The 23273-nt window shown below is 69.4% G+C and carries 23 protein-coding genes; 11 read left to right on the top strand and 12 right to left on the bottom strand.

Translation table 11 applies throughout. The features are described 5' to 3' along the window. Window positions 1-6 precede the first annotated feature (6 nt). Window positions 7-561, bottom strand: a complete 555-nt coding sequence (locus FGL91_RS19235) for an extracellular solute-binding protein (protein WP_265491453.1) — start codon at window positions 559-561, stop codon at window positions 7-9. Beyond that, a complete protein-coding gene (locus tag FGL91_RS19240; protein ID WP_265491455.1) occupies window positions 534-1250 on the bottom strand; it encodes an ABC transporter substrate-binding protein in 717 nt (238 codons plus the stop codon). Before FGL91_RS19240 ends, FGL91_RS19235 begins: the two co-directional genes overlap by 28 nt. Window positions 1251-1572: 322 nt before the next feature. Between FGL91_RS19240 and FGL91_RS05405 the strand changes: the two genes are divergently transcribed. The 5 genes from FGL91_RS05405 to FGL91_RS05425 are packed head-to-tail and all read left to right on the top strand — an operon-like array spanning window position 1573 to window position 6051. Further along, entirely contained in the window at window positions 1573-2469 is an 897-nt protein-coding gene (locus FGL91_RS05405) for an SIS domain-containing protein (protein WP_153243290.1), read from the top strand. Window positions 2470-2490: 21 nt separating this feature from the next. Then, on the top strand, window positions 2491-3483 hold the full coding sequence (locus tag FGL91_RS05410) for an ROK family protein (protein ID WP_134352654.1): 993 nt from the start codon (window positions 2491-2493) through the stop codon (window positions 3481-3483). Next, window positions 3480-4424, top strand: a complete 945-nt coding sequence (locus tag FGL91_RS05415) for a 1-phosphofructokinase family hexose kinase (RefSeq protein ID WP_131492880.1) — start codon at window positions 3480-3482, stop codon at window positions 4422-4424. Before FGL91_RS05410 ends, FGL91_RS05415 begins: the two co-directional genes overlap by 4 nt. Further along, window positions 4421-5275: a class II fructose-bisphosphate aldolase gene (locus FGL91_RS05420; protein WP_153243291.1), complete on the top strand. Its 855-nt coding sequence runs from the start codon at window positions 4421-4423 to the stop codon at window positions 5273-5275. The genes FGL91_RS05415 and FGL91_RS05420 overlap by 4 nt, the downstream gene beginning before the upstream one ends. After that, window positions 5275-6051, top strand: a complete 777-nt coding sequence (locus FGL91_RS05425) for a DeoR/GlpR family DNA-binding transcription regulator (protein WP_131492876.1) — start codon at window positions 5275-5277, stop codon at window positions 6049-6051. Before FGL91_RS05420 ends, FGL91_RS05425 begins: the two co-directional genes overlap by 1 nt. A gap of 249 nt (window positions 6052-6300) precedes the next feature. Here the strand turns inward: FGL91_RS05425 and FGL91_RS05430 are convergent, their stop codons facing one another. The 4 genes from FGL91_RS05430 to FGL91_RS05445 form a co-directional block, all read right to left on the bottom strand. After that, the gene (locus FGL91_RS05430) at window positions 6301-8751 is read right to left on the bottom strand and encodes a CHAT domain-containing protein (RefSeq protein ID WP_153243292.1); all 2451 of its coding nucleotides are present in this window, start codon (window positions 8749-8751) and stop codon (window positions 6301-6303) included. Between the two features lie 247 nt (window positions 8752-8998). Further along, a complete protein-coding gene (locus FGL91_RS05435; protein WP_153243293.1) occupies window positions 8999-10567 on the bottom strand; it encodes a S8 family peptidase in 1569 nt (522 codons plus the stop codon). 56 nt (window positions 10568-10623) lie between these two features. Next, window positions 10624-11079: a hypothetical protein gene (locus tag FGL91_RS05440; RefSeq protein WP_153243294.1), complete on the bottom strand. Its 456-nt coding sequence runs from the start codon at window positions 11077-11079 to the stop codon at window positions 10624-10626. Next, window positions 11076-11756, bottom strand: coding sequence for an RNA polymerase sigma factor (locus tag FGL91_RS05445; RefSeq protein ID WP_227991918.1), 681 nt, complete (start codon window positions 11754-11756; stop codon window positions 11076-11078). The genes FGL91_RS05440 and FGL91_RS05445 overlap by 4 nt, the downstream gene beginning before the upstream one ends. Window positions 11757-11823: 67 nt before the next feature. Here FGL91_RS05445 and FGL91_RS05450 point away from each other — a divergent pair, with 67 nt between their 5' ends. Then, complete coding sequence (locus FGL91_RS05450; protein WP_131492870.1) at window positions 11824-12042, top strand: SCO4848 family membrane protein; 219 nt, start codon at window positions 11824-11826, stop codon at window positions 12040-12042. A gap of 29 nt (window positions 12043-12071) precedes the next feature. Here the strand turns inward: FGL91_RS05450 and FGL91_RS05455 are convergent, their stop codons facing one another. Then, the gene (locus FGL91_RS05455; RefSeq protein WP_153243295.1) at window positions 12072-13370 is read right to left on the bottom strand and encodes an MFS transporter; all 1299 of its coding nucleotides are present in this window, start codon (window positions 13368-13370) and stop codon (window positions 12072-12074) included. A gap of 74 nt (window positions 13371-13444) precedes the next feature. Here FGL91_RS05455 and FGL91_RS05460 point away from each other — a divergent pair, with 74 nt between their 5' ends. Continuing rightward, entirely contained in the window at window positions 13445-14038 is a 594-nt protein-coding gene (locus FGL91_RS05460) for a winged helix-turn-helix domain-containing protein (protein ID WP_131492866.1), read from the top strand. A gap of 5 nt (window positions 14039-14043) precedes the next feature. Here FGL91_RS05460 and FGL91_RS05465 read toward each other — a convergent pair whose 3' ends face one another. The 4 genes from FGL91_RS05465 to FGL91_RS05480 all read right to left on the bottom strand — a co-directional run bounded on the left by FGL91_RS05465 (window position 14044) and on the right by FGL91_RS05480 (window position 17288). After that, on the bottom strand, window positions 14044-15153 hold the full coding sequence (locus FGL91_RS05465) for an FUSC family protein (RefSeq protein ID WP_153243296.1): 1110 nt from the start codon (window positions 15151-15153) through the stop codon (window positions 14044-14046). Between the two features lie 148 nt (window positions 15154-15301). After that, window positions 15302-15988, bottom strand: a complete 687-nt coding sequence (locus FGL91_RS05470; RefSeq protein WP_153243297.1) for a hypothetical protein — start codon at window positions 15986-15988, stop codon at window positions 15302-15304. After that, entirely contained in the window at window positions 15988-16902 is a 915-nt protein-coding gene (locus FGL91_RS05475) for an ABC transporter ATP-binding protein (protein ID WP_131492860.1), read from the bottom strand. The genes FGL91_RS05470 and FGL91_RS05475 overlap by 1 nt, the downstream gene beginning before the upstream one ends. Further along, window positions 16899-17288, bottom strand: coding sequence for a GntR family transcriptional regulator (locus tag FGL91_RS05480; protein ID WP_134352664.1), 390 nt, complete (start codon window positions 17286-17288; stop codon window positions 16899-16901). Before FGL91_RS05480 ends, FGL91_RS05475 begins: the two co-directional genes overlap by 4 nt. A 104-nt stretch (window positions 17289-17392) precedes the next feature. Here FGL91_RS05480 and FGL91_RS05485 point away from each other — a divergent pair, with 104 nt between their 5' ends. The 4 genes from FGL91_RS05485 to FGL91_RS05500 all read left to right on the top strand — a co-directional run bounded on the left by FGL91_RS05485 (window position 17393) and on the right by FGL91_RS05500 (window position 22215). Beyond that, a complete protein-coding gene (locus FGL91_RS05485; protein ID WP_153243298.1) occupies window positions 17393-18592 on the top strand; it encodes a class I SAM-dependent methyltransferase in 1200 nt (399 codons plus the stop codon). A gap of 353 nt (window positions 18593-18945) precedes the next feature. Then, a complete protein-coding gene (locus tag FGL91_RS05490) occupies window positions 18946-20247 on the top strand; it encodes a quaternary amine ABC transporter ATP-binding protein (protein ID WP_047523880.1) in 1302 nt (433 codons plus the stop codon). Further along, complete coding sequence (locus tag FGL91_RS05495; protein WP_047523881.1) at window positions 20247-21251, top strand: ABC transporter permease; 1005 nt, start codon at window positions 20247-20249, stop codon at window positions 21249-21251. The genes FGL91_RS05490 and FGL91_RS05495 overlap by 1 nt, the downstream gene beginning before the upstream one ends. A 58-nt stretch (window positions 21252-21309) precedes the next feature. Then, window positions 21310-22215 (top strand): glycine betaine ABC transporter substrate-binding protein, encoded by a 906-nt coding sequence (locus tag FGL91_RS05500; RefSeq protein ID WP_047523882.1) that lies wholly within the window; start codon window positions 21310-21312, stop codon window positions 22213-22215. 115 nt (window positions 22216-22330) lie between these two features. On the opposite strand, the gene FGL91_RS05505 is transcribed toward FGL91_RS05500, so the two are convergent. Continuing rightward, window positions 22331-23272: a MurR/RpiR family transcriptional regulator gene (locus FGL91_RS05505; RefSeq protein ID WP_227991921.1), complete on the bottom strand. Its 942-nt coding sequence runs from the start codon at window positions 23270-23272 to the stop codon at window positions 22331-22333. Window position 23273: the final 1 nt, after the last annotated feature.

A 23273-nucleotide genomic window follows, 5' to 3' on the forward strand; every position in this document is an offset into this window, starting at 1 on the left:
GCGGGCTCAGCCCGCGTCGACCTGCGCCTGGATCTCGGTCAGCACGTCCTGTGCCGGCTTCGTCTGAAGCTGGCCGAACAGCGACTTGAACGCACCGTCGGCGGCGGACCACTTCGGGTTGGTCGACGGGTAGAACTGGGCGTCGGGCAGCACGTCGAGGAACGGCTTGAGAGCCTCCTCGCCGGAGAGCTGCTCGGCACCGGACTTGGTGACGGGGAGGAAGCCCTCGGCCTGCACCCACGGCACGTAGACGTCTGCCGAGTAGTAGTAGTCGAAGAACTTGGTGATCGCTTCCTTCTTGTCATCGTCGTTCTGGAACGCCATCAGCTGGTCCATGACGCCGAGCGTGAACGGCGAGCCGTCCTTCGTCGGGATCGGGACGATGGAGTAGTCCAGGTCGGGGTTGCCCTCGGCGATCTGGCCGACCGTCGGCGGGAGGCCGACCTGCATGCCGATCTTGCCCTGGATGAAGATGTCCATCAGCGGCGAACGCTGCGTCGAGCCGGGGTCGGCCTGCGTCGCGCCGGCGTCGATCATCTTCTTGATCTGCTCGGCACCCACGAGGTTCTCCGGGGTGTCGATCGTGATCTCGGACGCATCTCCGAACGATCCGCCGCCGCCCCACAGCCACACGGCCGCCTCGGCCTGTGCCTCTTCGGACCCGAGCGGCATCCCGTAACCGGCGACCCGCCGCCGAGCGCGGACACCTTGGTCGCGGCATCCAGCAGCGAGTCCCAGTCGGTCGGAGCCTCGACACCGGCCTGGTCGAGCAGGGCGTTGTTGACGAACAGGGCGCGGGCGGATGCGATCAGCGGCAGAGCGTACGCGGTGCCGTCGACCTCGGCGTTCTTCAGGAACGAGTCCTGGAAGTCGGAGTAGGTCTCCTCCGAGACGACGTCCTCCACGGGGTAGAGCAGCTCGTCGCCGACGAACCCGGCGAACGGACCGCCGTTGTAGATGTCCGGCGCCTCGCCGGCCTGGATCTTGGTGGAGACGACCTTCTCGAGGTTGTCCCACGACTGCACCTCGAGCTTGACCTTGATGTCGGGGTTGGCCTTCTCGAACCCGTCGATCACCGTCTCCCAGTTCGCCTTGGTGCCGTCGGAGTAGCTCGGGACGAGGAGGTCGAGAGTGGTCGAACCGTCTCCGCCTCCGCTGTCTCCAGACGATCCGCCGAACCCGCACGAAGCGAGCGAGAGCGTGGCGACGGCCGCAATGGCGGCGGCGCCGAACCGCAGTGACTTCTTCATGTGTATTGCATTCCTCACTGTGAGAGTCCCTCCCTGGCGGCGGGCCGCTTCGGGAGGGGGTGTGGTGCACAGTCGCAAGCACATCACGCGACAGTGCGTGGTGACCGCTTCGCCGGATGGCATCGCGATCGTTCAAGCCGGGGCTCGGGGTTCTCGGCATCGATGGGATCGACGTCGAGGCGTTGGAACTTTTCCGATTATTTGTCAAGGGAACAAACAAATCAAGCAGAACCTGGAGTTGATGTTCCTTTGCGCCATACTATGATCGGATCAAGCCTCAAACAATCACAAGTACGCAACTTCTCGCCAGAAAGGCACCCGGATGACTGCATCACTGCCCGGCGCGCACATGCGCGAAGAGCTCCACTCCCAGCCGCAGACCTGGGCCACGGCGGCAGACCTGAAGGCCGAGCAGGGCCTGCTTCCCGCCACCGGTGCGCGCGTCGCGGTCGTCGGCTGCGGCACGTCGTGGTTCATGGCGCAGTCGTACGCCGCTCTCCGCGAGACCGCCGGGCAGGGCGAGACCGATGCGTTCGCCGCCTCGGAGGCCTTCATCGACCGCGGCTACGACGCAGTCGTCGCCCTCACCCGCTCCGGCACGACCACCGAGGTGCTCGAGCTCGTCGAGCGCATCAAGGGGCGCATCCCGACGATCGGCGTGATCGGCGACCCGACCTCCCCTCTCGTCTCCCTCGTCGACGAGGCGGTCCTGCTCCCGTTCGCGGACGAGCAGTCAGTGGTGCAGACGCGCTTCGCCACGACGGCGCTCGCGCTGTTCCGCGCCTCGCTCGGGGAAGACCTCACCGGAGCGATCGCCGACGCGACCGCCGTGCTGGCCGAGCCCGGCGACGACGAGCTGCGCGACGCGGAGCAGTACACGTTCCTCGGGCGGGGATGGACGATCGGTCTCGCGCATGAGGCCGCCCTCAAGCTGCGCGAGTCGTCGCAGTCGTGGACCGAGGCATACCCGTCGATGGACTACCGGCACGGCCCGATCGCGATCGCGGCGCCCGGACGCGTGACGTGGCAGTTCGGCACGGCCCCGGAGGGACTCTCCGCTCAGGTGGAGGCCACCGGCGCCCGGTTCGAGCAGCGGGGGATCGACCCGCTCGCCGATCTCGTGCGCCTGCACCGCACGGCTCTCGACCGTGCCGTCGCGCGGGGGCTCGACCCCGATCAGCCCCGCAACCTCACGCGATCCGTCATCCTGGATGCATGACGCACGCCGCCGGAGCCGACCATGACCCGAGCTGACGGGGCCGACGCCGTTCCCGACGTCGTGCGCGACGCCACCGGCGAGGCGCTCGCGGCCGTGCGGACGCTCGGCGCGGGGGCGCCGGTGCTGGCGTTCGACGTCGGCGGCACCGACATCAAGTCGGCGCTGTTCGATGCGAATGGCTCCGCCCTCGGACTCCGTCGTACGCCCACGCCGATCGCGGACGGCGACCGCACCCAGGTGCTGCTCGAACGTCTCGAGGTGCTCGCGGAGGAGCTGCGTGCCGCGCATCCCGACGTGGTGCCCCAGGCGGTGGGGCTCGTCGTTCCGGGAATCGTCGATGCGGAAGCGGGGCTCGGGGTGTTCGCGAGCAACCTCGGCTGGCACGACTCCCCCTTGCGTGACCTCGCTGCCGAACGCCTCGGTCTGCCGGTGGGGTTCGACCATGACGTCCGCGCGGCGAGCTGGGCGGAGCGTCGCCTCGGCGGTGCCCGCGACTACGCCGACGCGGTCGTGCTCGTGATCGGCACGGGGATCGCCGGGGCGCTGCTGATCGGCGGGATCCCCCACACGGCCGGCGGGTACGCGGGGGAGATCGGCCACTCGCCGATCGCCGACGGCCCGATCTGCGCCTGCGGAGCGCGGGGATGTCTGGAAGCCGTCGCCTCCGCCGGGGCGATCGCCCGACGCTACCGTGAGGCGACCGGCGTCACCCCCGACGGCGCGAAGGATGTGATCGCCCGAGCCGCGGCCGGAGACGAGGTCGCCGCGGAGATCTGGGATTCCGCCCTCGATGCGCTGACGATGTCGCTCGCACAGCTCACCGCCGTGGTCGCTCCCGAGGCCGTGGTCATCGGCGGCGGGCTCTCGCGCGCCGGCGGTGCCCTCTTCGACGAGCTGCGCACACGCCTGGCTGCACGCCTCAGCTTCCACCGCCTTCCCGTCCTCGTGCCCGCCGAGCTCTCCGGGAACGCCGGTCTGCTCGGCGCCGGCCTGCGTGCCAGGGAGCTCACGTGATCCTGACCGTCACCCCCAATCCAGCTCTCGACCTCACCTGGCGGGTCGACCGCCTCATCGAAGGCGGCACGCACCGTGCAGACGCGGGTGCGGCCCGAGCGGGAGGCAAGGGGCTCAACGTGGCACGCGTGGCCCACGCCGAGGGGGCGGACGTCCTCGCGATCACCACGACGGGCGGACGGGTCGGTCAGGAATTCGCGGCCGAACTCGGTGCCAGCGGCGTGCCCCACGCCCTGGTGCCCGTCGTCGCAGAGACCCGACGCAGCATCGCCGTGGTCGACGAGTCGCTCGGCGACACCACGATCATCAACGAGCGCGGCAGCAACCCGACCGACCCCGAGTGGGCCGCCCTGCTCGCCGAAGTCGTCGAGCGGCTCCCCGGAACACGGGTGCTGGTCGTCTCCGGGAGTGTGCCACCCGGCGCCCCCGATTCCCTGCTCCCCATGCTCATCGCGGTAGGGAGGGACGCCGGTGTGCCGGTCATCGTCGACACGTCCGGACCCGCGCTCCTCCGGGCGGCGGACGCCGGTGCCACCGTGCTCAAGCCCAACGCGGCAGAACTCGTCGAGGCCACCGGCATCACGGATCCGGTGGCGGGTGCGCGGTCGCTGATCGCCCGCGGCACCGAGCTCGTGCTGCTCTCGCTCGGCGCAGAGGGGATGCTCGCCGTCACGGCATCCGCGCTCGTGCACGCGCGCCTCGACGAACCCCTCGCCGGCAACCCGACCGGGGCCGGTGACGCGGGTGTCGCCGCCTGCGCCGTGCTGTACGCCGAAGGCGTGCGCGATCCCGAGCAGATCCTGCGCCGGGCCACCGCGTGGTCCGCAGCCGCGGTGCTGACGCCCCTCGCCGGGGACATCTCGCCCCGCTGGACCGAGCTCGAACAGCAGCTCTTCCTCTCGTATCCCGACCCCGCTTCTTTCCGGAAGGACCCTTCGTGACCCTCGTCTCCGCTCGCGACCTCGTCTCTGTGGCTGCTGCCGCCGGGACCGGCATCGGCGCCTTCAACGTGATCCACCTCGAGACGGCCGAGGGGTTGGTGCGCGCCGCCGCGCTCGCTCAGCTGCCCGTCATCCTGCAGATCTCGCAGAACTGCGCCGACTACCACGGCGGGCTCGAGCCCATCGCACTGGCCACGCTCGCCGTGGCCCGGCGCGCCGAGACCCCCGTGGCGGTGCACCTCGACCATGCCGAGCGGCCGGAACTGGTCGACGAAGCCATCGCGCTCGGCTTCGGGTCGGTCATGTTCGACGGCGGTGCGCTGCCCTACGACGACAACGTGGCGCTCACCGCCGCCGTCGCCGCTCGTGCTCATGCGGCCGGTGTGTACGTCGAAGGCGAGCTCGGCGAGGTGGGCGGCAAGGACGGTGCCCATGCGCCGGGTGTGCGCACGGACCCCGACGAGGCGCGGGCCTTCGTCGCCGCGACCGGGGTGGATGCGCTCGCGGTGGCGGTGGGATCCTCGCACGCGATGACCGATCGCACGGCCTCGCTGGACCTCGAACTGATCGGTCGCCTGCATGAGGCGCTGTCCGTTCCCCTGGTCCTGCACGGATCGTCCGGGGTCGCGGATGCCGTGATCCCTGAAGCCGTGCGTGCGGGGATGACCAAGATCAACGTCTCGACGCACCTGAACGGGTTCTTCACCCGCGCGGTGCGCGAGAAGCTCGGGGCGGATGAGCGGCTGGTCGACTCGCGCAAGTACCTCGCCCCCGCCCGCGACGCACTCGCGGAGGAGGCTGCGCGGATGCTCCGGCTGTTCGCGCTGCAACCCGTCGGCGCGGTGTCCTGATGAAACGCGCTGCCCGGCTGAACGCGATCCTCGATCTCCTCGCCGCGAGCGGAGAGGTCACGGTCGACGAGCTCGTGGAACGGTTCGGCGCGTCGTCGGCCACGACCCGGCGCGACCTCGACACGCTCGCCGAGCAGCGTCTGCTCACTCGTACGCACGGTGGTGCCGTGGCGCAGACCGTCGCCTACGAGCTGCCCATCCGGTACAAGAGCCATCTGCGCACGCACGAGAAGGCCAGCATCGCGCAGGTCGCGGCCGGTCTCGTCGCGCCCGGCATGGTGGTCGGGCTCTCGGGCGGCACGACCACGACGGCCATCGCCGCCGCGCTCGCCGCCCGCGACGACCTGTCGGGGAACGGCGGCATCACGGTCGTGACGAACGCCGTGAACATCGCCGCCCAGCTCGCCACGCGGCCCGATATCAAGGTGGTCGTGACCGGCGGGGTCATCCATTCGCGCAGCTACGAACTCGTCGGGCCGTTCGTCGAGCAGCTCCTCCGGGGGGTGCGCCTCGACATCGCGTTCATCGGCGTGAACGGGATGGACGCGGTCGCCGGTGCGACCACGCAGGACGAGCGCGAGGCCGCGGTGAACCGGATGATGGCCGAGCGTGCTCGCCGCGCGGTCGTGGTGACCGACGCCAGCAAGCTCGGTGTGGAGGCCTTCTCGAGCGTCGGCGGCGTCGACCTCTTCCCGACCGTCATCACGGACGCGGGGGCCGATGCCGAGGTGCTCGCCGGCCTGCGCGCCGCCGGGTACGCGGTGCTGGTCGCCTGAACCCCGGACACCCTGAGGGCCCCGACGTCCCCAGATCGTCGAGGCCCCTTGAGGGTGTCGCGGCGGTGTGTGCCGCGTCATCCTCGAGCAGATGGTGTCCGTGTCGTGTTTCACGCTCCCCAGCGCGCATGATTCCCCAGATCCGACTGCGCCTCCCTCGCGCCTCTCCCTTCGAGGCCCTTCGCATGGCACCTTCCGAAGAACAGGAGCACGCGGCGTCCGTTCTGATACACCGATTGGAGAAAAAGGTCAGAATCCATCGCCGTGGCACTGGAACGGCGCGGTGTGGCCGGTGTCGAGGGCGGCCCGCGTGAGCGCATCGGCGGGAGCCGCGCCGGCGGAGAGACCGGTGTGCACGGCGCTCAGCAGTTCTCCGGCGACGTCATCCGGGACCGCGACGGGCGCGGCGATGACGCAGTCGGCACCCGCGTGGAGCCAGACGCGGGTCATGCCCAACGCCTCCTCGCCCCAGCGCACCGAGGAGCGGCCGAGTTCGCACGCCGACAGGATCACCGTCGCGGGGACGCGTGGGATCAGGTCGACGTCGTAGCCGAAGAGGGTGCCGTCGACGAGCTCGAAGCCCGAGAACAGGGGGTTGTCCACCGCGTGCCGGCCGTGCGCCGCGATGTGCAGCACGTCGGTGCGCGCCGCGAGTTCGGTCACAGCCGCGACGGTCGCCTCCGTGCCTTCCAGGATGTCCGGCGTCCGGTCTGCGCCGCGCCAGGCTGCCGCTGCCCGCGACACCTCATCTCCTGCCCGAGCGACCCGCGGCCCGGCGGCGAAACCGATCGACCGCGGAGGAGAGTCGCCACGTGCGGGTCCGCCCAGCAGGCGCGACACCGACGTGGCGAGCGTGAACGGTACGCCGATCATGCCGGGCAGCATCGCCCACGGCACCCCGGCGAGGGCGCCCGGAACGGTGATCGCCAGCCGATCCGCGGGGGGCGCCGCCCGAAGCAGGGGAGCGAGCACCTCCGCATCGAGGAGTGCCAGGCGGGAGGCGAGCGCCCGCTCCGTCACCGCCCCCATCAGCCCGCCACGAGTGAGCGCGGCCATGTCGAGGTCGGCGCGGAGACCGTCGAGTGCCGCCTCCACGCGCGTCCAGGACAGGTCGACGACCGTGGCTCCCGAAGACGTCACGACGATGCCGTGCAGGGTGGAACCCGTGAACACGTAGGAGAGCACCGTGGTGCCGGGGGCGAGTCGCGCTGTCGCCTCCGTGAGGTCGAGTCGTTCGCGGGTGCCGCCGGACCCGGTCATGGTCCACTGGCGTTCTCGCACCCGGTCGCGCAGGGCCCGCACCCTGGCATCCCTGGTCCAGTCGGCGCCGGCGAGCTCGGCGCGCAGCATCCGCAGTTCCGCCAGATCGACGGCGAGGGATTCGTCATGCGGAGGCCGGACCGGTGCGACCTGTTGGCTGAGGTGTCGTGCGCGTTCCGACCACTCGAACAGGGTCTCCGGTTCTTTCAGTCTCGCCGCGGCGGAGAGCCCCGCGAACATCAGGTCACTGCCGTGCATGGCCACCGACGCCTGCAGGTCGAGCGCACCGAAAGACTGCTGCCAGGTGGTGAGGAGGTCGAGTCCGGCCGCGGCAGCACGCAGCGCTTCCCGGTCGCGTCCGGCCGAGGTGGCTCGCGCAGCCCGCACTTCCTGGGCGCGAAGGCGGAGCGGGGTCGGAGCGTTCTCGTCGAGCCGGGGCAGGCGCCCGCGGCCGTCTCGGCGGGCACTCAGCCGCAGACCGGTCGCCTCGGTGCGGAATCCTGCACGGTCGAGAGCCTTAGCGACGCGGTCGAACTCGTCCGCATCGATCGCGCGATGCGGGTGGGCGCGCTGCCCTGCTTCCAGCCGCACGGCGTCGGCGCGGGCCGCCCATCCGTGGTTCGCGAGCGCGGTGAAGCGCCGCGCCGCGGTCCGGGCCGCCCGTTCCGCGGCGGCGGGGTCGTGGCGCAGCAGCGAGCGGGCGAGATGGAACTCGGCCTCGCCTCTGGCCTGCCTCATCCGCTGCGCCCCGAACTCGGCGGCGACCTGGGCGAGCAGCGCCTCGGCCTCGGTGGTGAGCCCCGCATCGCGGAGCACCTCGGCACGATCCAGGTCACTGATCGCCGCGGCGAGGTCGCTGATCGCCGCGAGTTTCGGACGTGAACGGGTCATCTGCGTGAGGGCGGTGACGAGGTCGCCTCCGAGGAGTGCCGCGTAGCCGAGGTTGTGCCGGGCCTCGGCGAGCGGGCCCTCGTCGTCGTTCGCCTCGTACACCGCGACGGCGCGACGCAGGTCCTCGGCGCACGTCTCCAGCTCGCGCTGCTGCATCCGCACGACGGAGCGGTTCAGCAGGCAGTTCGCGAGCTCGGTCGTCTCGTCGCCGATCGCCGTCAACGTGTCGATCGCGCGGGTGAGCATGGCCTCCGCCTCCGCGAGTCGGCCGCCGTGCATGAGGAGCGTGCCGAGTTGACCGCTGAGCACCGCGATCGTCTCGGGGCGGAGCCCGGAGCGCCCCAGGGCGTTCCGGCACAGCTGCTCGGCCGCCGCGGGCTGCCCCTTCTGGGCGAGGACGTACGCCACCGTGCCGTCGATCCGTGCGCGCAGGTCGGGGTCGTCGGTGCGCGCCGAGGCGGTGTCGAGCGCGCGCCGCGCCTGTGTGAACCTCCTCGCGTTCGCCGCCTCGACGCCACGTCGGTGCAGCTCGATCGCGGACAGGGGCATCGCTCCAGAATGCCCTGCCCGGGGGACGTCTCGCTACGGATGTCGGGAGAGCCGGCCGCACATCAGTGACGGATGTCGGGAGAACCGGCCGCACATCAGTGGCGGATGTCGGGAGAACGGACGGATGTCGGACGTGCGACGGCGTGTCGCCCTGCCATCCGTGAATCGCCCCGACATCCGTACCGCGAGCGGTGCGGGCGGTGCGGCCCGCGAGGCGGTGCGGGCGGCGCGGGCGGCGCGGGGCACGTCAGTGCGGGTCGACGGGAGTCGGGAGGGACTTCAGGACGGCGGCGACCGCCTTCGCGGCGACGCCCGGCGTGACGCCCCCGATCGGTACGGTGCCCAGCTGTGCGGCGATGCGCCCCGCGACGTACGGCGCCGAGAACGACGTTCCGCTCCACACCGCGAACCCGCCCCGGTAGTCGTCGGGGTCGATCGTCTCCCGGCGAAGGCCGTCGACATCCGCGCGGGAGGCCGCCTGGGTGCCGCCGACGAACGCGGGTGAGGTGCTGACCACGGCGGCACCGGGCGCATAGGCCTGCACCCACGGCCCGATGTTCGAGAACAACGCCACCGATTGTGCGGAAGGATTCAGCGCCCCGACCGACACGAGCGGTGCGTTCCGGTCCGAGGGGATGCCGTTGTCCGCGCCCGGCCAGGGCCAGAGCGATGCGGGGAAGGAGGGGCGGTCGATCGCGTCGTTGCCCGCCGAGCAGACGACCACGCAGCCGAGTTCCCGGGCTTTGGCGAGCAGCTGGAACAGGGTGAGGCTGAACAGGCCGTCGGTCGGTGTCTCGTGGTAGTAGCTGAGCGAGAGGTTGAGGACGTCGATCGGGAAGCCGGTCTTCGGGTCGGCGCGGTGGCGGCTGAGGAGCGTGACGACCTGCGCGATCGTCTCCAGCAGGGTGCTCTCGTCGATCACGCCGAGAGCACCGGCCACGCGGATCGACAGGATGTCGGCGTCCGGCGCGGTCTGTCGCACGAGTCCGGCGATGAAGGTGCCGTGCCCTGCGACCGCGTCGATCTCGCCGTCGAGCTGCCCGTAGAGGTCGGGGTAGCGTTCCGGGTCGGCATCGTCCGTGAGTCCCACCGGCACACCGTCGAGGTCGATCGTGCGGGTGACGATGTCGGCGGGAAGCCAGGCATGCTCTCCGCATCCGGTGTCGAGCACCGCGACCACGGGTCGACGCCCGCGTTTCGGGGCGGCACCGCGCACGGGCGCTGGGCCCAGCCAGGTCACCGGCTGTCGTGCCCCTCGCCCCGGCTCGAGGTAGTCATCGCTGCCTCCGGCCGCGCCCGCGCCCCGGATCGGGTTGGTGCGGGTGAACGGATTCGTCCGCGTGAAGGGGTTGGTACGGGTGAACGGATTGAGCCCGACCGGGTCGATCGACAGCACGTGGTCGAGGCTGGTGCGCGGCATCGTCGAGCGGGACATGCGGCGGGCGCGCTGGAGCACCCGCCAGGCGTCGGGTGCCACGGGTGATTCGCCGCGGACCGGTTCGTCGGGAGTCCGCAGTCGTGCGCGCAGGAAGCCGGGAACGCCCGGAACCAGTTCGCCGTCGACCGCCGAGCGGCTGCCGTCCTCGATCTCGAGCTGCCAGCCGAAGGTGTCCGCCGCGTCACGCAGAGTGCGCACCTCGCGGTCGTAGGCCTCATCCTCGCCGAGCACGCGGGTGATCAGCAGTCGCTCTGGCAGGTAGGCCGTCGGATAGGCGCGGATCCCGTCCACCGGCTCCGTGCTCGGATCGAGTGCCGTGCCCCGGCGGATCGATCCCTCTGCGCGGTCCTGCCAGGTCCATCCCTTGGGCTGCTCCATCGTCATCCTCTCGGTGCGGGTCTCCCCGCGGCATCATCGACGGGCGGTGCCCGCGGTCACAGCTCGAACTGCGGGGTCGCGAGCGTACGCGTCTCGTCCCCGATCTGGGTCGTCAGCCGCACGCGCGTGAGCCCGGGCGGCACCTCGTCGAACACGAAGCGCCCCGTCTCCTCGGGCGCGGTCGATCGGGTCCGTTCGCCCTGGGTCAGCACGATCTCCGCCGCCGCGGTGTCGACCCACCCGTCGACGCGGCGCCGACCGGACGCCGTCCGTGTGACGTGCAGCAGGATGCTCGTCGAGCCGTCGCTGAACTGCAGGGTCAGCGCATCGGCCTCGCCGCGCACCGCGCCGAGCTCCCCTTCGACCAGGGTGAGCAGCGCGTATTCGCGGTTCAGACCGTCGGCGGCGACCGCCGCGACCATGCGGTCGATCAGTCCCGCCGGCATCGGATCGACCTCGCTCCACAGCGTGCGGAGTCGGGCGAACATCTGGGCGTCCTCGTGCTCGGTCATGCGAGTCCCCCTGTCTGCGCCGCCGGTGGCGCGTCCAGCAGGGCGCGCAGCTTGGCCAGGCACCGGTTCCGCGTGGGGCCGATGCTGCCGATGGGCATGGCGAGGTCGCCGGCGATCCGGGCGTAGTCGGGTCGGTCTTCGAAGGCGATCACGCGCAGCAGCTTCTGACAGCGCTCGTTGAGTCGGCGCACGGCCGACCAGAGCCGACGGTTCTCATCGCCGCGCGCCGCGTGCTCTTCGGCAGACGCCTGCTCGGGAAGGAGGGTGTCGAGGTCGTCGGTGTCGGTGGTGTCGACGCGTCCGTGCGCTTTCGCGACCTTCCAGGCTTCGCGCCGGGCGGTGGTGGTCAGCCAGGCGGAGACGGCGCGGGGGTCGCTGATCGATTCATGCCCGCGCACCAGCTGCAGCCAGGTCGTCTGCACGACGTCTTCCGCGAGCGTGCGTTCGAGCCCGTACGCCCGCACCACGTGCCACAGCACGGGTGTCATGAGATGTACGAGCTCGTCCATGGCGCGACTGCTGCCCTCGCGCCATGCACCGAACAGGTTCGCGGCGCGCTCCCATCGGGAGAGCCCGTCGTCCGAGGCAGGATCGAGCGCAGCGCCGGGTGCACCGTCGATCATGAAGCCCATTGTGATCACACCTACCAGGAGCACGGCAAGGGCTTTCTGATACATGTCCGAGTCCAAAAACCCTCGCTCCGCCCCGGTCGGCGGCCGCGGCGGAGGCGGATAGCGTTGAGGGGTGACTCTCCTCGCCGTTCTGCTCTTCCTCAACGCCGCCTTCAACGCCGTCGTCTGGCCGCAGTTCTACAAGCGGGTCGCCAAGGATCCGCGGGCGCGGGACGAGAACGGCAAGGCCACGCCGTTCCTCACGGTGCACGTCGTCCTCATCGCGATCGCCCTCGCGCTCGCCCTCGCCTCGGTGATCGCCGGCATCGCGGCTCTCGCCGGCGCGCTCTAGACGCTCCGGCGCCCCGATCCGCGAAGGAGTCAGGCGGATTCGAACTGCTCGGCGTGCGTCGCCCAGCCCGACTCGACGGGCAGGGCCCGCAGTGCGCGGTTGCCGACCGCGAGGATCACGGACACCAGGCACAGCGCGGCGCAGATCAGCAGCGTCCCCTCACGTCCGATCCAGGCGAGTCCGAATCCCGCGACCAGAGGGGCGAGCGGCATGGCGCCCATCGCGAGCACGCCGGCGGCGCTGTTGGCGCGACCGAGGAGTGCGCTCGGGGTCGCGACCATGAAGTAGCCCAGCATCGCGGCGTTGAGGGAGGGGAGCAGCAGGACGGATGCGCCCAGCACGAGCGCGATGGCCCACGGCTCGGCGACCGTCGACAGTGCGACCGCACCTCCCGCGACCACGGCGAGTCCCGCGATCGTGAGCACTCCGGCCCGGATGCGCGGCACGAGCATCGGTGCGCAGGCGGCGCCGACGAGCATCACCGCGCCGATCGACGCGGAGAGGGTGCCGATCACGAACTCCGGGTAGCCCTCCTGCTGGAGTGCGTAGATGACGGTCGTGATCGCGGCGTTGAAGCCGAGGTTGATGATCGTGGTGATCAACAGCACCCCGCGGAGGTCGGGGCGGGAGAACAGCCACCGGAACCCCTCGCGCAGCTCGGCCCACGCGTTCGGCTTCCTCGCGGCGGGGGCGGCGGAGTCGTCTTGCGCGGCACCCTCGTCGACCACCCCGGCGCGGCGGGCCTGGCGTCCGAGCACCCAGGCGGTCAGAGCGGCGATCGCGTGGCACAGGGTCATCGCCACGCCGACGAGCCATCCGCCGACGCCCAGGAGCAGACCGCCGAGGGGGCCGCCCGCGAGCTGGAGGGCCGCATCCCGTCCCTGGTTCGCGGCCTGGGCGCGTCCCATCGCCTCGTCGGGCACGATCTCCTTGATCGCGCTCTCGCCGGCGACGTCGAACAGACCGCTGCGTGCGGCCAGCAGGACGTCGATCACGAGGAGCGAGCCGAAGGTCAGGGCGTCTCCGAGGGCGAGGAGGGTGAAGCCGCCCGCGAGCACGATGCCGATCGCGGAGCCGAGGAGCATCAGGGCGATGCGCCGGTGTCGATCGGCGAGCACGCCGCCGGCGAGCGTCATCAGCAGACGCGCGATCATGCCCGCGCCACCGATGATGCCTGCCTGGGCGGGGTCGTTCGTGACGATCAGGGCCAGCAGCGGGATCGCGAAGCCGAAGAGTGCGGCGGCGAGGCCCTTGCTCGTGTCGCTCACGAGCCAGGTGAGATACCGGGTGTTCTGCCAGAGGCGGTGCGGCGCGGTCCGGGTGGTCATGCGTCGAGATTAGATGCGCAAGAACAATTGCGCAAGTATCATTGCGCAATTTACGGCGCGGGTAGGATCGGCACATGACGGAGGACGGCGCGAAGAAGGGCACGAGCGAAGATCCGGTCTGGATGACGACGGCCATGCTCAAGGCCTACTCGCATCCGCTTCGGCGCCAGATGATCCGCCTCTTCTCACGGCGCGACTTCCTCCGTGCCGCCGACATCGCCGCCGAGCTCGGAGTGCCCGCCAACAGTGCCAGCTTCCACCTGCGCGCGCTCTTCGAGGCAGGTCTGATCGAGGAGGCGCCCGACAAGGCCCGCGATCGGCGGGATCGGGTGTGGACGGGGCGCAACGGCGCGCTCAATGTCGGCGGCCCGGAGAGCCCGGTCGCCGACGACGAGCTTCGGCTCGCGGTCGTCGCCGCCCTGGTCGAAGACCACCAGGATCTGGTGCGACGCGTCATGGCGTGGACGCCCGAGTACGTCGCCGGACGCACCACCGAAGTGCACGCCTCCTTCACGCAGCGCACCATCCGCTTGACCCAGGCCGAGTTCGAGGAAGCCATGGCGAGCTTCGGCAAGGTGCTGGATGCGGCGGGCGAGGCGCACGACAGCAGTGATCCGGATGGCCGCTACTGGCAGCTGGATCTGATCGCCGCCGACGATTCCATCTGACGCGGCTACGCCGGCTCCGTGCGGGGAGTGCCGCTCAGGATCAGGATGCGACGCAGGTGCATCGTGGTGAGCACCCCCGGCCCCATCGTGCGACGCACATCGACCGTGCGTTCGTCGATGACCTCCAGGAGGATACGGATCGCCCTCGCCGCGTCCTCACGTGCGCGGTGATCCTCGCTCGATGACGCATCGCCCCGCGCGATCACGTCCGCCACCGCATGGCAGGCGGCGGAGAGAGGCTCGGGCAGCGCGGCGTCGAGGGTGATGCCCGCGGGTCGGTCCCAGATGGTGTCGGCGATCCCGTCGGCGATGTCGCGGATCAGGTGGGCGATGCGATCGAGCGCGGCGAGCTCCGCAAAGCTCGCCTGAACACGGGTGCGATGCCCGCGCGCGCGGGGGTTGCCCCGCCTGCTCTCCTCGGCCTCCGCCAGCGCTGCCCGGAGCTCGGCCGAGGTGTCGGCGAGCGACTCCGCGTCCTCCGCCCACTGCTCGTTCTCGGGAGGCCACGACGTGGAGACCGCCGAGCCGATGTCGTGCAGGTGCGTCGCCAACTGCTCCCGGAACGCCGCCAGCTGCCCCGCCGCGGCCACGGTGAGAGGCGCCGGGGCGATCGCCACGTTCACGACCAGCCCGATCACCACTCCGACCGCGGTCTGCGTCAGGTACCCGAGCGAGTAGTCGTCGGCGTTCTGCCCGCCGATGATCAGCACGAAGAGCGCCGCCATCGGCACGTACTCGCGTCCGACCCCGAACCAGCCCGTGCCCGAGAGCAGCACCCCGATCGCGACGACGAGGGGGATCGTCCACCAGTTGGGTCCGACGGTCAGCACGACCACGGTGGCGAGTCCGATCCCGGTGGCGAGTCCCAGGAGCGTCTGCAGGCTCGACCTCGCGGATCCCATCAGGGTGGGGTACATGCTCACGAGCGCGCCGAGGGGTGCGTAGTACGGATACTCCTGCGTGACTCCCGGCATGTGCGGAGCGATCAGCCACGCGAGTGCCACTGCGAGGGCGGTCTTGGCCACCAACAGCAGCCGCGCCGGACGGACCGCGTCGTGCAGGGCACGGGCGATTCCGACGCGTCGCGCGGGGAGTCGGGGTCGGCTCGGGGTCACGGCATCTTCTCCTCGGACGGCGGACACCGCGACAGTATGCGGTCGACGTCGTGCCCGCGACAGGCTTGCGTCGACGGGCACGCGCCGGTAGCGCGCGAAGACGCCGACCGCCCGAGGAGGGCGATCGGCGTCGACGGCGGGTGGATCGCTAGGGGATCGCCCTCCGGAAGGCGAGGAACGAGACGCCCATCAGAACTGCGGTGGCCACGAGGCCCCAGAGCGCGAGGCCGACGGCTCCGAGGTCGCCGATCCCTGCCCCGACCTGATCCCACAGCTCGAGCCGGGTCACGAGGTAGACCAGGCCGACGAGTACGAGCGCCAGCGTGATCCACACGATCGTCAGCACCATCAGGCCCCAGCTCTTGTAGATCGTGGCTCCCGTGAACCCGACCACGAAGAAGAACAGTGCGAGGGCGAAGTAGACGACGAATGCGCCGAGCGGGCCGGCCTCCCACAGCCACGGGAGGTAGAACAACCAACCGTTCACGCCGTAGCCGTTCGTGGCGACCTCGATGCCCCCGCCGATCAGGAACAGGACGCCCATGAACGTGCTGGCGAGGACCGCCGTCAGCATCGTGCCGAAGAAGAACTCACGACGCGTGATGCTCATCGCCTGGGAGAACGGGAAGGTGAGCGTCATGGCCGAGAGGCCGATGGCGAAGAAGTACCAGAGGGGTGCCTGGCCGCCGCCGCCGTACTTGGGGGAGTCGCCCGGGATCATCGCATAGATCAGCACCGAGATCAGGGTTGCTCCGGCGAGGATGATCAGCGGGACCCAGATGAAGGTCTGTCGATTGATCATCTGCAGGCGGATGACGTTGAGCGTGCGTCGCATCAGCGCACCTCCTCTTTCGTGGTGGCCGATCTCGGGGAGCCGGCCTCGGCCTTCTGGGTGAGACGCACGATCAGCTGCTGCAGCGAGACCGGGGCGAGGTCGAGTCCGGAGGCCGTGATCTCCGCGCGCTCCTCGGCCGACACGGTGCCGAGGACGGTGACGGAGGCCACGCGGCCCAGCGCCTCGCGGTGCAGCACTTCGCGGTCGCCGACCCAGGCGTCGACCTTCGCGGCATCGCCCACGACGGTCACGGCGCGGTCGCGCACGGCATCCGTGTCTTCGTGGAGGAGGATCTGACCGTTGTCGATCACGATCACCTTCTCGATCAGGTTGGACACCTCATCGATCAAGTGGGACGAGAGGATGACGGTGCGCGGGTGCTCGGCGTAGTCCTCGACCAGACGGTCGTAGAAGATCTGTCGGGCGACGGCGTCGAGGCCGAGGTAGGGCTCGTCGAAGAAGGTGATCTCGGCGCGCGAGGCGAGTCCGATGATGACCCCGACGGCCGAGAGCTGACCGCGGGAGAGCTTCTTGATCGTCTGCTTCATCGGGAGTTGGAACTCGTGGATGAGCTCATCGGCGAGCGCCTGGTCCCAGTTCGGGAAGAACAGGCTCGCGGCCTTGAATGCGTGCTTCGGATAGGCGTCGTCCGGGTACTTCTGGCTCTCGCGCACGAAGCAGATGCGGCTGAGCACGTGCGCGTTCTCGTAGGGGTGCTCGCCGAACACCGTGACGGTGCCGGAGGACTCGAAGTTCTGCGCCGTGAGGATCGACATGAGGGTCGTCTTGCCGGCGCCGTTGCGGCCGAGCAGGCCGTAGATCGCGCCTCCCTCGATCGCGAGCGACACATTGTCGAGTGCTCGCTTCTCCTTGTAGCGCTTGCTGAGGTTCTGCACCTCGATGACGGTGGTCATGCGGGGGTCTTCCCTTCTGCGTCGGTGGTGTGTGCGGCGCGCTGCCGGAGCAGGTCCGCGAGGTCTTCCGCGCCGAGCCCGAGTGTGCGGGCTTCGGCGAGGAGCGGGTCGATGTAGCGGTCGGCGAAGGCGGCGCGGCGCTCGCCGAGGAGCAGCTCCCTGGCGCCTTCGGCGACGAACATGCCGATGCCTCGGCGCTTGTAGAGCACTCCCTTGTCGGTGAGCATGGCGACTCCCTTGGCTGCGGTGGCGGGGTTGATCCGGTAGAACGCGGCCAGCTCGTTCGTGGAAGGGGCCTGCGCCTCTTCGGCGAGCGAGCCGTCGACGATCGAGTCCTCGATCTGCTCGGCGATCTGGAGGAAGAGCGGCTTGCCTTCTTCGATCACGAGTCCTCCGCGTGGTTAGTGGGTTACTTACTCGACTAAGTAACCATAGAACCTCGATCGATGTCAACCCCTTCGCCGACCTCGTCCGCGCGTACAGTGGGCTGGTGTCGGAGTTCCCTTACAGCCGCCTGCGCCGCTGGCCCGATGTCGAGGCGGACAACCTCCAGGCGCACGATGCCACGGATGAGCTGCTCGTCGACCGGGCGCGCGCCTTCGGTGCTCCGGGGTCCGAGACCGTGGTCATCGGTGACGGCTTCGGTGCGATCACCCTGGCGCTCACGGACGCCGGACTCGACGGTGTCCGGGTCCACCAGGACCTCGCGACGGGGCGCCGCGCACTGCAGCGGAACGCCGAAGAGCTCGGGATCACGGGGTTCGTCTCGCACGAACTCGAACCCGCGCTGCTCGACGGTGCGCGTCTCGTGGTGCTGCAGCTCCCGAAATCACTGGCGGAGCTCGAGGAGATCGCGGATGCCGTCGCACGCTGGGCCGCGCCCGACGTGGTCCTCGTGGCCGGCGGCCGGGTGAAGCACATGACACTCACCCAGAACGAGGTGCTGGGGCGGAGCTTCGCGCACGTGCAGGCGCAGCGCGCCGAGCGGAAGTCCCGGCTGATCGACGCGTCGGGACCCCTTCCCGTCCCCGCGGATCCGCCGTTCCCCGTGACGGCGCAGCACGATGGGCTGACCCTGGTCGCCCACGGTGGCGCGTTCGCGGGCGCTCGTCTCGACATCGGCACGCGGGTGCTGTGCGAAGTGCTCGGTCTGGGTGGTTCACAACTCCTCAAAGATGGCGGGAATCAGACCCGAAACGGCCCGATCGGTGCGGGCGGCGAGGATTCTTCCGGAGTTGTGAACGCGACGGAGGGGCCACGCGTGCTCGATCTCGGTTGCGGTACCGGCGCGCTCGGCGTCTCGTTCGCCCTCGCACATCCGGAGGCGCGGGTGACCGCGACCGACCGCTCGGCCGCAGCCGTGGCATCTGCGCGAGCGACGGCGTCCGCGAACGGGGTGGCCGACCGCGTCACGGTCATGCATGACGACGCAGGGTCCGAGCTGCCGGACGGCTCGTTCGACATCGTCCTGCTGAACCCGCCCTTCCACCTCGGCACGAGCATCCACACGGGCGCCGCCACCCGCCTCTTCGACGCCGCGGCCCGCGTGCTCCGACCGGGTGGCGAGCTCTTCACGGTCTACAACTCCTCCCTCGGGTACCGCGCCGAACTGACGCGTCTGATCGGCGCCACCGAGCAGCTCCGACGCACCCCGAAGTTCACTGTGACCCGCAGCGTCCGGGGCCGCTGAGCGCGCGTTTCGACCCTCGATGAATGCCCGTTATGCGATCGTTGGATACCTGTGCAATCCCCCGGTCAGCGGAAGAAAAAGAACGTGGTCACACCGCCGGGATTTGCCCCTGATCGGCCATTTCGTTACGTTGGAACGTGGGCCTGACGGCCCGAAGACCAGTCCGCGATCACGTCCTTCTTTCGATGAGCTGTGCTGCGAAGAGGCGTGGGCGTACGGTCGATGCTCTATCGCGGTGGATCCGAAATCCACCGTCTGTGCCGCCACAGCAGACATGTCGAACGGCCTCGAGAGCATCACCCGGACGTAACCGAAGCAGGCTCAGCCACCCGAAGGCGAGCCGCAGGGGAAACGTGTCCGAAATCGCTCTCGAAGCGCGCAATCTATACAAGGTTTTCGGTAAGAATCCGAACACCGCCGTCCGTCGCCTGAAGGCTGGTGAGAGCCGAGCCGCCGTGACCGACGCCGGCACTGCAGCGGTCATCGACGCCAGCTTCACCGTGAACCGCGGGGAGATCTTCGTCATCATGGGCCTGTCCGGATCGGGCAAGTCCACCATCATCCGCATGCTCAACGGCCTGCATGATGTGACCGACGGCTCCGTCACGGTGAACGGCGACCCGATCACCGGAATCCCGGCCTCGAAGCTTCGCGAAATCCGTCGCGACCGCATCTCGATGGTCTTCCAGCACTTCGCCCTGCTGCCGCACCGCACGGTCGCGGCGAACGTCGCCTACCCTCTCGAGCTCAAGGGCACGCCCAAGGCCGAGCGCTTGGCCAAGGCGGAGGAGATCCTCGCCCTGGTCGGTCTCGAGGGCCAGGGCGACAAGCTTCCCTCCGAGCTGTCCGGCGGCATGCAGCAGCGCGTCGGCATCGCCCGCGCGCTCTCCGCCGACAGCGACATCCTGTTGATGGATGAGGCGTTCAGCGCGCTCGACCCGCTGATCCGCCGCGAGATGCAGGAACAGCTGCTCGAACTGCAGCAGAAGCTCCAGAAGACGATCGTGTTCATCACGCACGACCTGAACGAGGCCATGTTCCTCGGGGACCGGATCGCCGTGATGCGCGACGGTCGCATCGTGCAGATCGGTACGCCCGAGGACATCCTGATGGACCCGGCGAACGACTACGTCGAGCAGTTCGTGCAGGATGTGGACCGTGCCCGCGTTCTCACCGCGGCCAACGTGATGGAGCGTCCGCGCCCCGTCGTGCCGCACACCGCGGGCCCCCGCACGGCCCTGCGCCAGATGCGCGATGCCTACATGTCGGCGACCTACGTGGTGGGTCGCGACCGGCAGCTGGTCGGCGTCGTGACCGACCGTGACGCGGTCAAGCTCGTCCGCCAGGGCGCGACCACCCTCGACTCCGTCGTCAAGCCGGTGCCGCAGAGCGTGCGCGAAGACGACGTGCTGATGAACCTGTTCGTGCCCGCCGTCGAGTCGCCGCTGCCGCTCGCGGTGACGGATACCGAAGGTCGACTGGTCGGTGTGATCCCCCGCGTGACCCTGCTCGCGGCGCTGGGCCCCGGTCCGGGCGCGACCGAGGAGATCACCCTCCCGATGATGCCCATGCCGCAGGCCGAGATCGATGCGGTGCTCGATGACGGGTGGACCGCTGAACCGGCGGATGCCCCGACGACGGAGGAGGTGCGCTGATGGACGGATTCCGCATTCCCATCGGGACCTGGATCGAATCGGTCGTCGACTGGATCAAGGACAACCTCGACGGACTGCTCGACGCGATCTCGTTCGTGATGAGGTTCCTCGTCGACGGGTTGACGACCATCCTCCTCACGCCGAGCTTCCCGGTCATCATCGTCATCGCCGCGCTCATCGCGTGGATCGTGCGGTCCTGGCAGCTCGCGCTCGGCACGATCGTGTCGTTCGGACTGATCGTCGGGATGGACCTCTGGGTTCCCGCGATGCAGACCCTCGCGCTCGTGCTCGTCGCGGCCGTGATCGCCGTGCTGATCGCCGTGCCGCTGGGCATCTGGTCGGCGCGCAACGCCACCGTGCGTGCGGTGCTCAAGCCCGTGCTCGACTTCATGCAGACCATGCCGGCGTTCGTGTACCTGATCCCCGCGATCGTGTTCTTCGGCATCGGCGTGGTGCCCGGCCTCGTGGCCACCGTGATCTTCGCGCTGCCCCCAGGCGTGCGTCTGACCGAGCTCGGCATCCGCGGAGTCGACTCCGAGACCGTCGAGGCCGGGCAGGCGTTCGGTGCGAAGCCGGGGCAGATCCTGCGCGGTATCCAGCTCCCGCTCGCGATGCCGACCATCATGGCCGGCGTCAACCAGGTCATCATGCTCGCCCTGTCGATGGCGGTCATCGCCGGAATGGCGGGCGCGGACGGACTCGGGAAGATGGTGGTCGAGGCGATCTCGACGATCAACATCCCGAAGGGCGTCGAGGCCGGTCTCGGCGTCGTGCTGATCGCGGTCTTCCTCGATCGCGTCACGGCGGCGCTGGGGGCACCCGGCGAGAACCGCTCCTCGCTGCTCAGCATGATCGAGCGACTCCGCACGCCGAACGGCGGAGGGAGCGGAACAGCATCCGCCCCCGCCTCCGAGAAGGACGCCGACCGGAAGGATGCCGCGGATCAGGCGGAGCGCGAGACGGTCGCTCCTCGACGCAGCGCTGTCGGCGGCGGCCCCCTCTGAGCACTATCCATAACTCCTACGGAACAACACCCATACGGAACTGAGAGAGAGAAATCACATGAAGAAGAAGATCCTTGCACTCACCGCAGTCGGTATCGCCGCATCGCTCACCCTCGCGGGTTGCAGCGGCGACGGTGCAGGCGGCACGGGCGGCGACAGCAACGCCGACGACAAGGGCACCATCACGCTGGGCTTCCTGCCCTCGTGGACCGACGGTCTCAGCACCGCGTACCTGCTGCAGGACCAGCTCGAGAAGATCGGCTACACGGTCGAGATGAAGACGCTGACCGAGGCAGGGCCGCTCTACACCGGCCTTGCGCAGGGTGACGTCGACATGTACCCCTCGGCCTGGCCCGAACTGACGCACGCCTCTTACATGGAGGAGTACGGCGACGACATCGAGGACATCGGCACGTACTACGACAACGCCAAGCTCACGATCGCGGTGCCGGAGTACTCCGAGCTGAACTCGATCGAGGACCTCAAGGGCAAGGGTGCCGAGTTCGACGGCAAGATCATCGGCATCGAGCCGGGTGCGGGCCTCACCGCTCAGACCGAGAAGATGATCCCCGAGTACGGCCTCGACGGCGAGTACCAGCTCGTCACCTCGTCGACCGCCGCGATGCTCACCGAGCTGAAGACCGCGACCGACAAGCAGGAGGACCTCGTCGTCACGCTGTGGCGTCCGTTCTGGGCCAACGACGCCTTCGGCATGAAGGACCTCGAAGACCCGATGGGTGCCATGGGCGAGGCCGAGGGCCTGCACTTCCTGGGTACCAAGGGCTTCGCCGAGGAGTTCCCCGAGGCTGCGGAGCTGATCGGGAAGATCAAGCTCGACGACGCCCAGTACGGCGCACTCGAAGACCTCGTGGTCAACGAGTACGGCGAGGGCAAGGAAGCCGACGCGGTCGACGCGTGGCTGAAGGAGTACGGCGACGAGTTCGACTGGACCGTCACCAGCTGACCTGATCCAGGTCGCACTTCCCCGTCAAGGGTTCGCTCCCGTCGCACTCTCTGTCGTCCCGGTCCGCCGGGCGGCAGGAGTGCGACGGGAGCTTCTGGGTTCGGGGGGGGGGGAGTCAGTAGCCCAAGCGGGCTCGAACATCGTTGAGCAGCTGCGAGGAGCGCAATGCCGCGTCTGGCGCGACGGCAGAGATGCCCTGCACCAGCACGTCCGAGATCAGAATGGCCGAAAGGCTCTCAGACGTCAGTCCCGTCGGGGTGTGCGGTGCGGTCAGGATCGTATCGACGCGTGACGAGAGCCGGTCATGGAGTTCGTCGGTCACGAGGATGACGCCGGCGCCCATCAACTGCGCGTGATCCAGGAGCACGTCGATATCACGGGTCACTCGCCCAGGCGCGAAGATGACGAGGATGTCCTTCGCCCCGAGATTCATGACCTCATCGGCGAGGCGGAAGCCGTCCGTGCTGAGCCGCCGCGTGGTGAGGCCCGTACGCCGCAGGCGCAGTGCGAGATTCTCGGCGGCGATGCCGGAGGCGCCGAGGCCGTAGCAGTAGATGCTCTCGGCGCGCATGAGCAGCGTGATCGCCGCGGAGTACGCGTCGTCGTCGTTCGATGTGCGGGCGAGTTCGATGAGTGATGCGGCCTCGTCCCAGGTTTCCTGCTGGATGCGGGCGAGATCCTGCCCGATGTGCTCGATGCGCGTCTTGAGCCGTACCTCGGGGGAGACGCTGCTGGAGAAGGGGGCCGCGACCTCCTGTTTCAAGTGCGAGAGGCCCGAGTACCCGAGCTTCTGCAGGGTGCGGACGACCGAGGCGTTCGAGGTGCCGCTCTGGGTGCCGAGCTCGGCGGCGCTCGCGTAGAGGATGTGCTCGGCCGAGGTCGATGAGAGGACGCGGCAGACGGCTCGTTCGGACTTCGAGAGGTCGTTCCATGTGCGGGCGATGCGCGCACGGAGGCCGGAGAGCGCGGGATTATCTGTATCACTTGTTACAAACGGTTCCATTGCTGTATCATTCTGTTCGAGAGGCGCATCATCCGTAACGGATGTTTCAATCATC

This window comes from Microbacterium sp. CBA3102 (assembly GCF_007954505.1).
Lineage (GTDB): Bacteria > Actinomycetota > Actinomycetes > Actinomycetales > Microbacteriaceae > Microbacterium > Microbacterium aurugineum.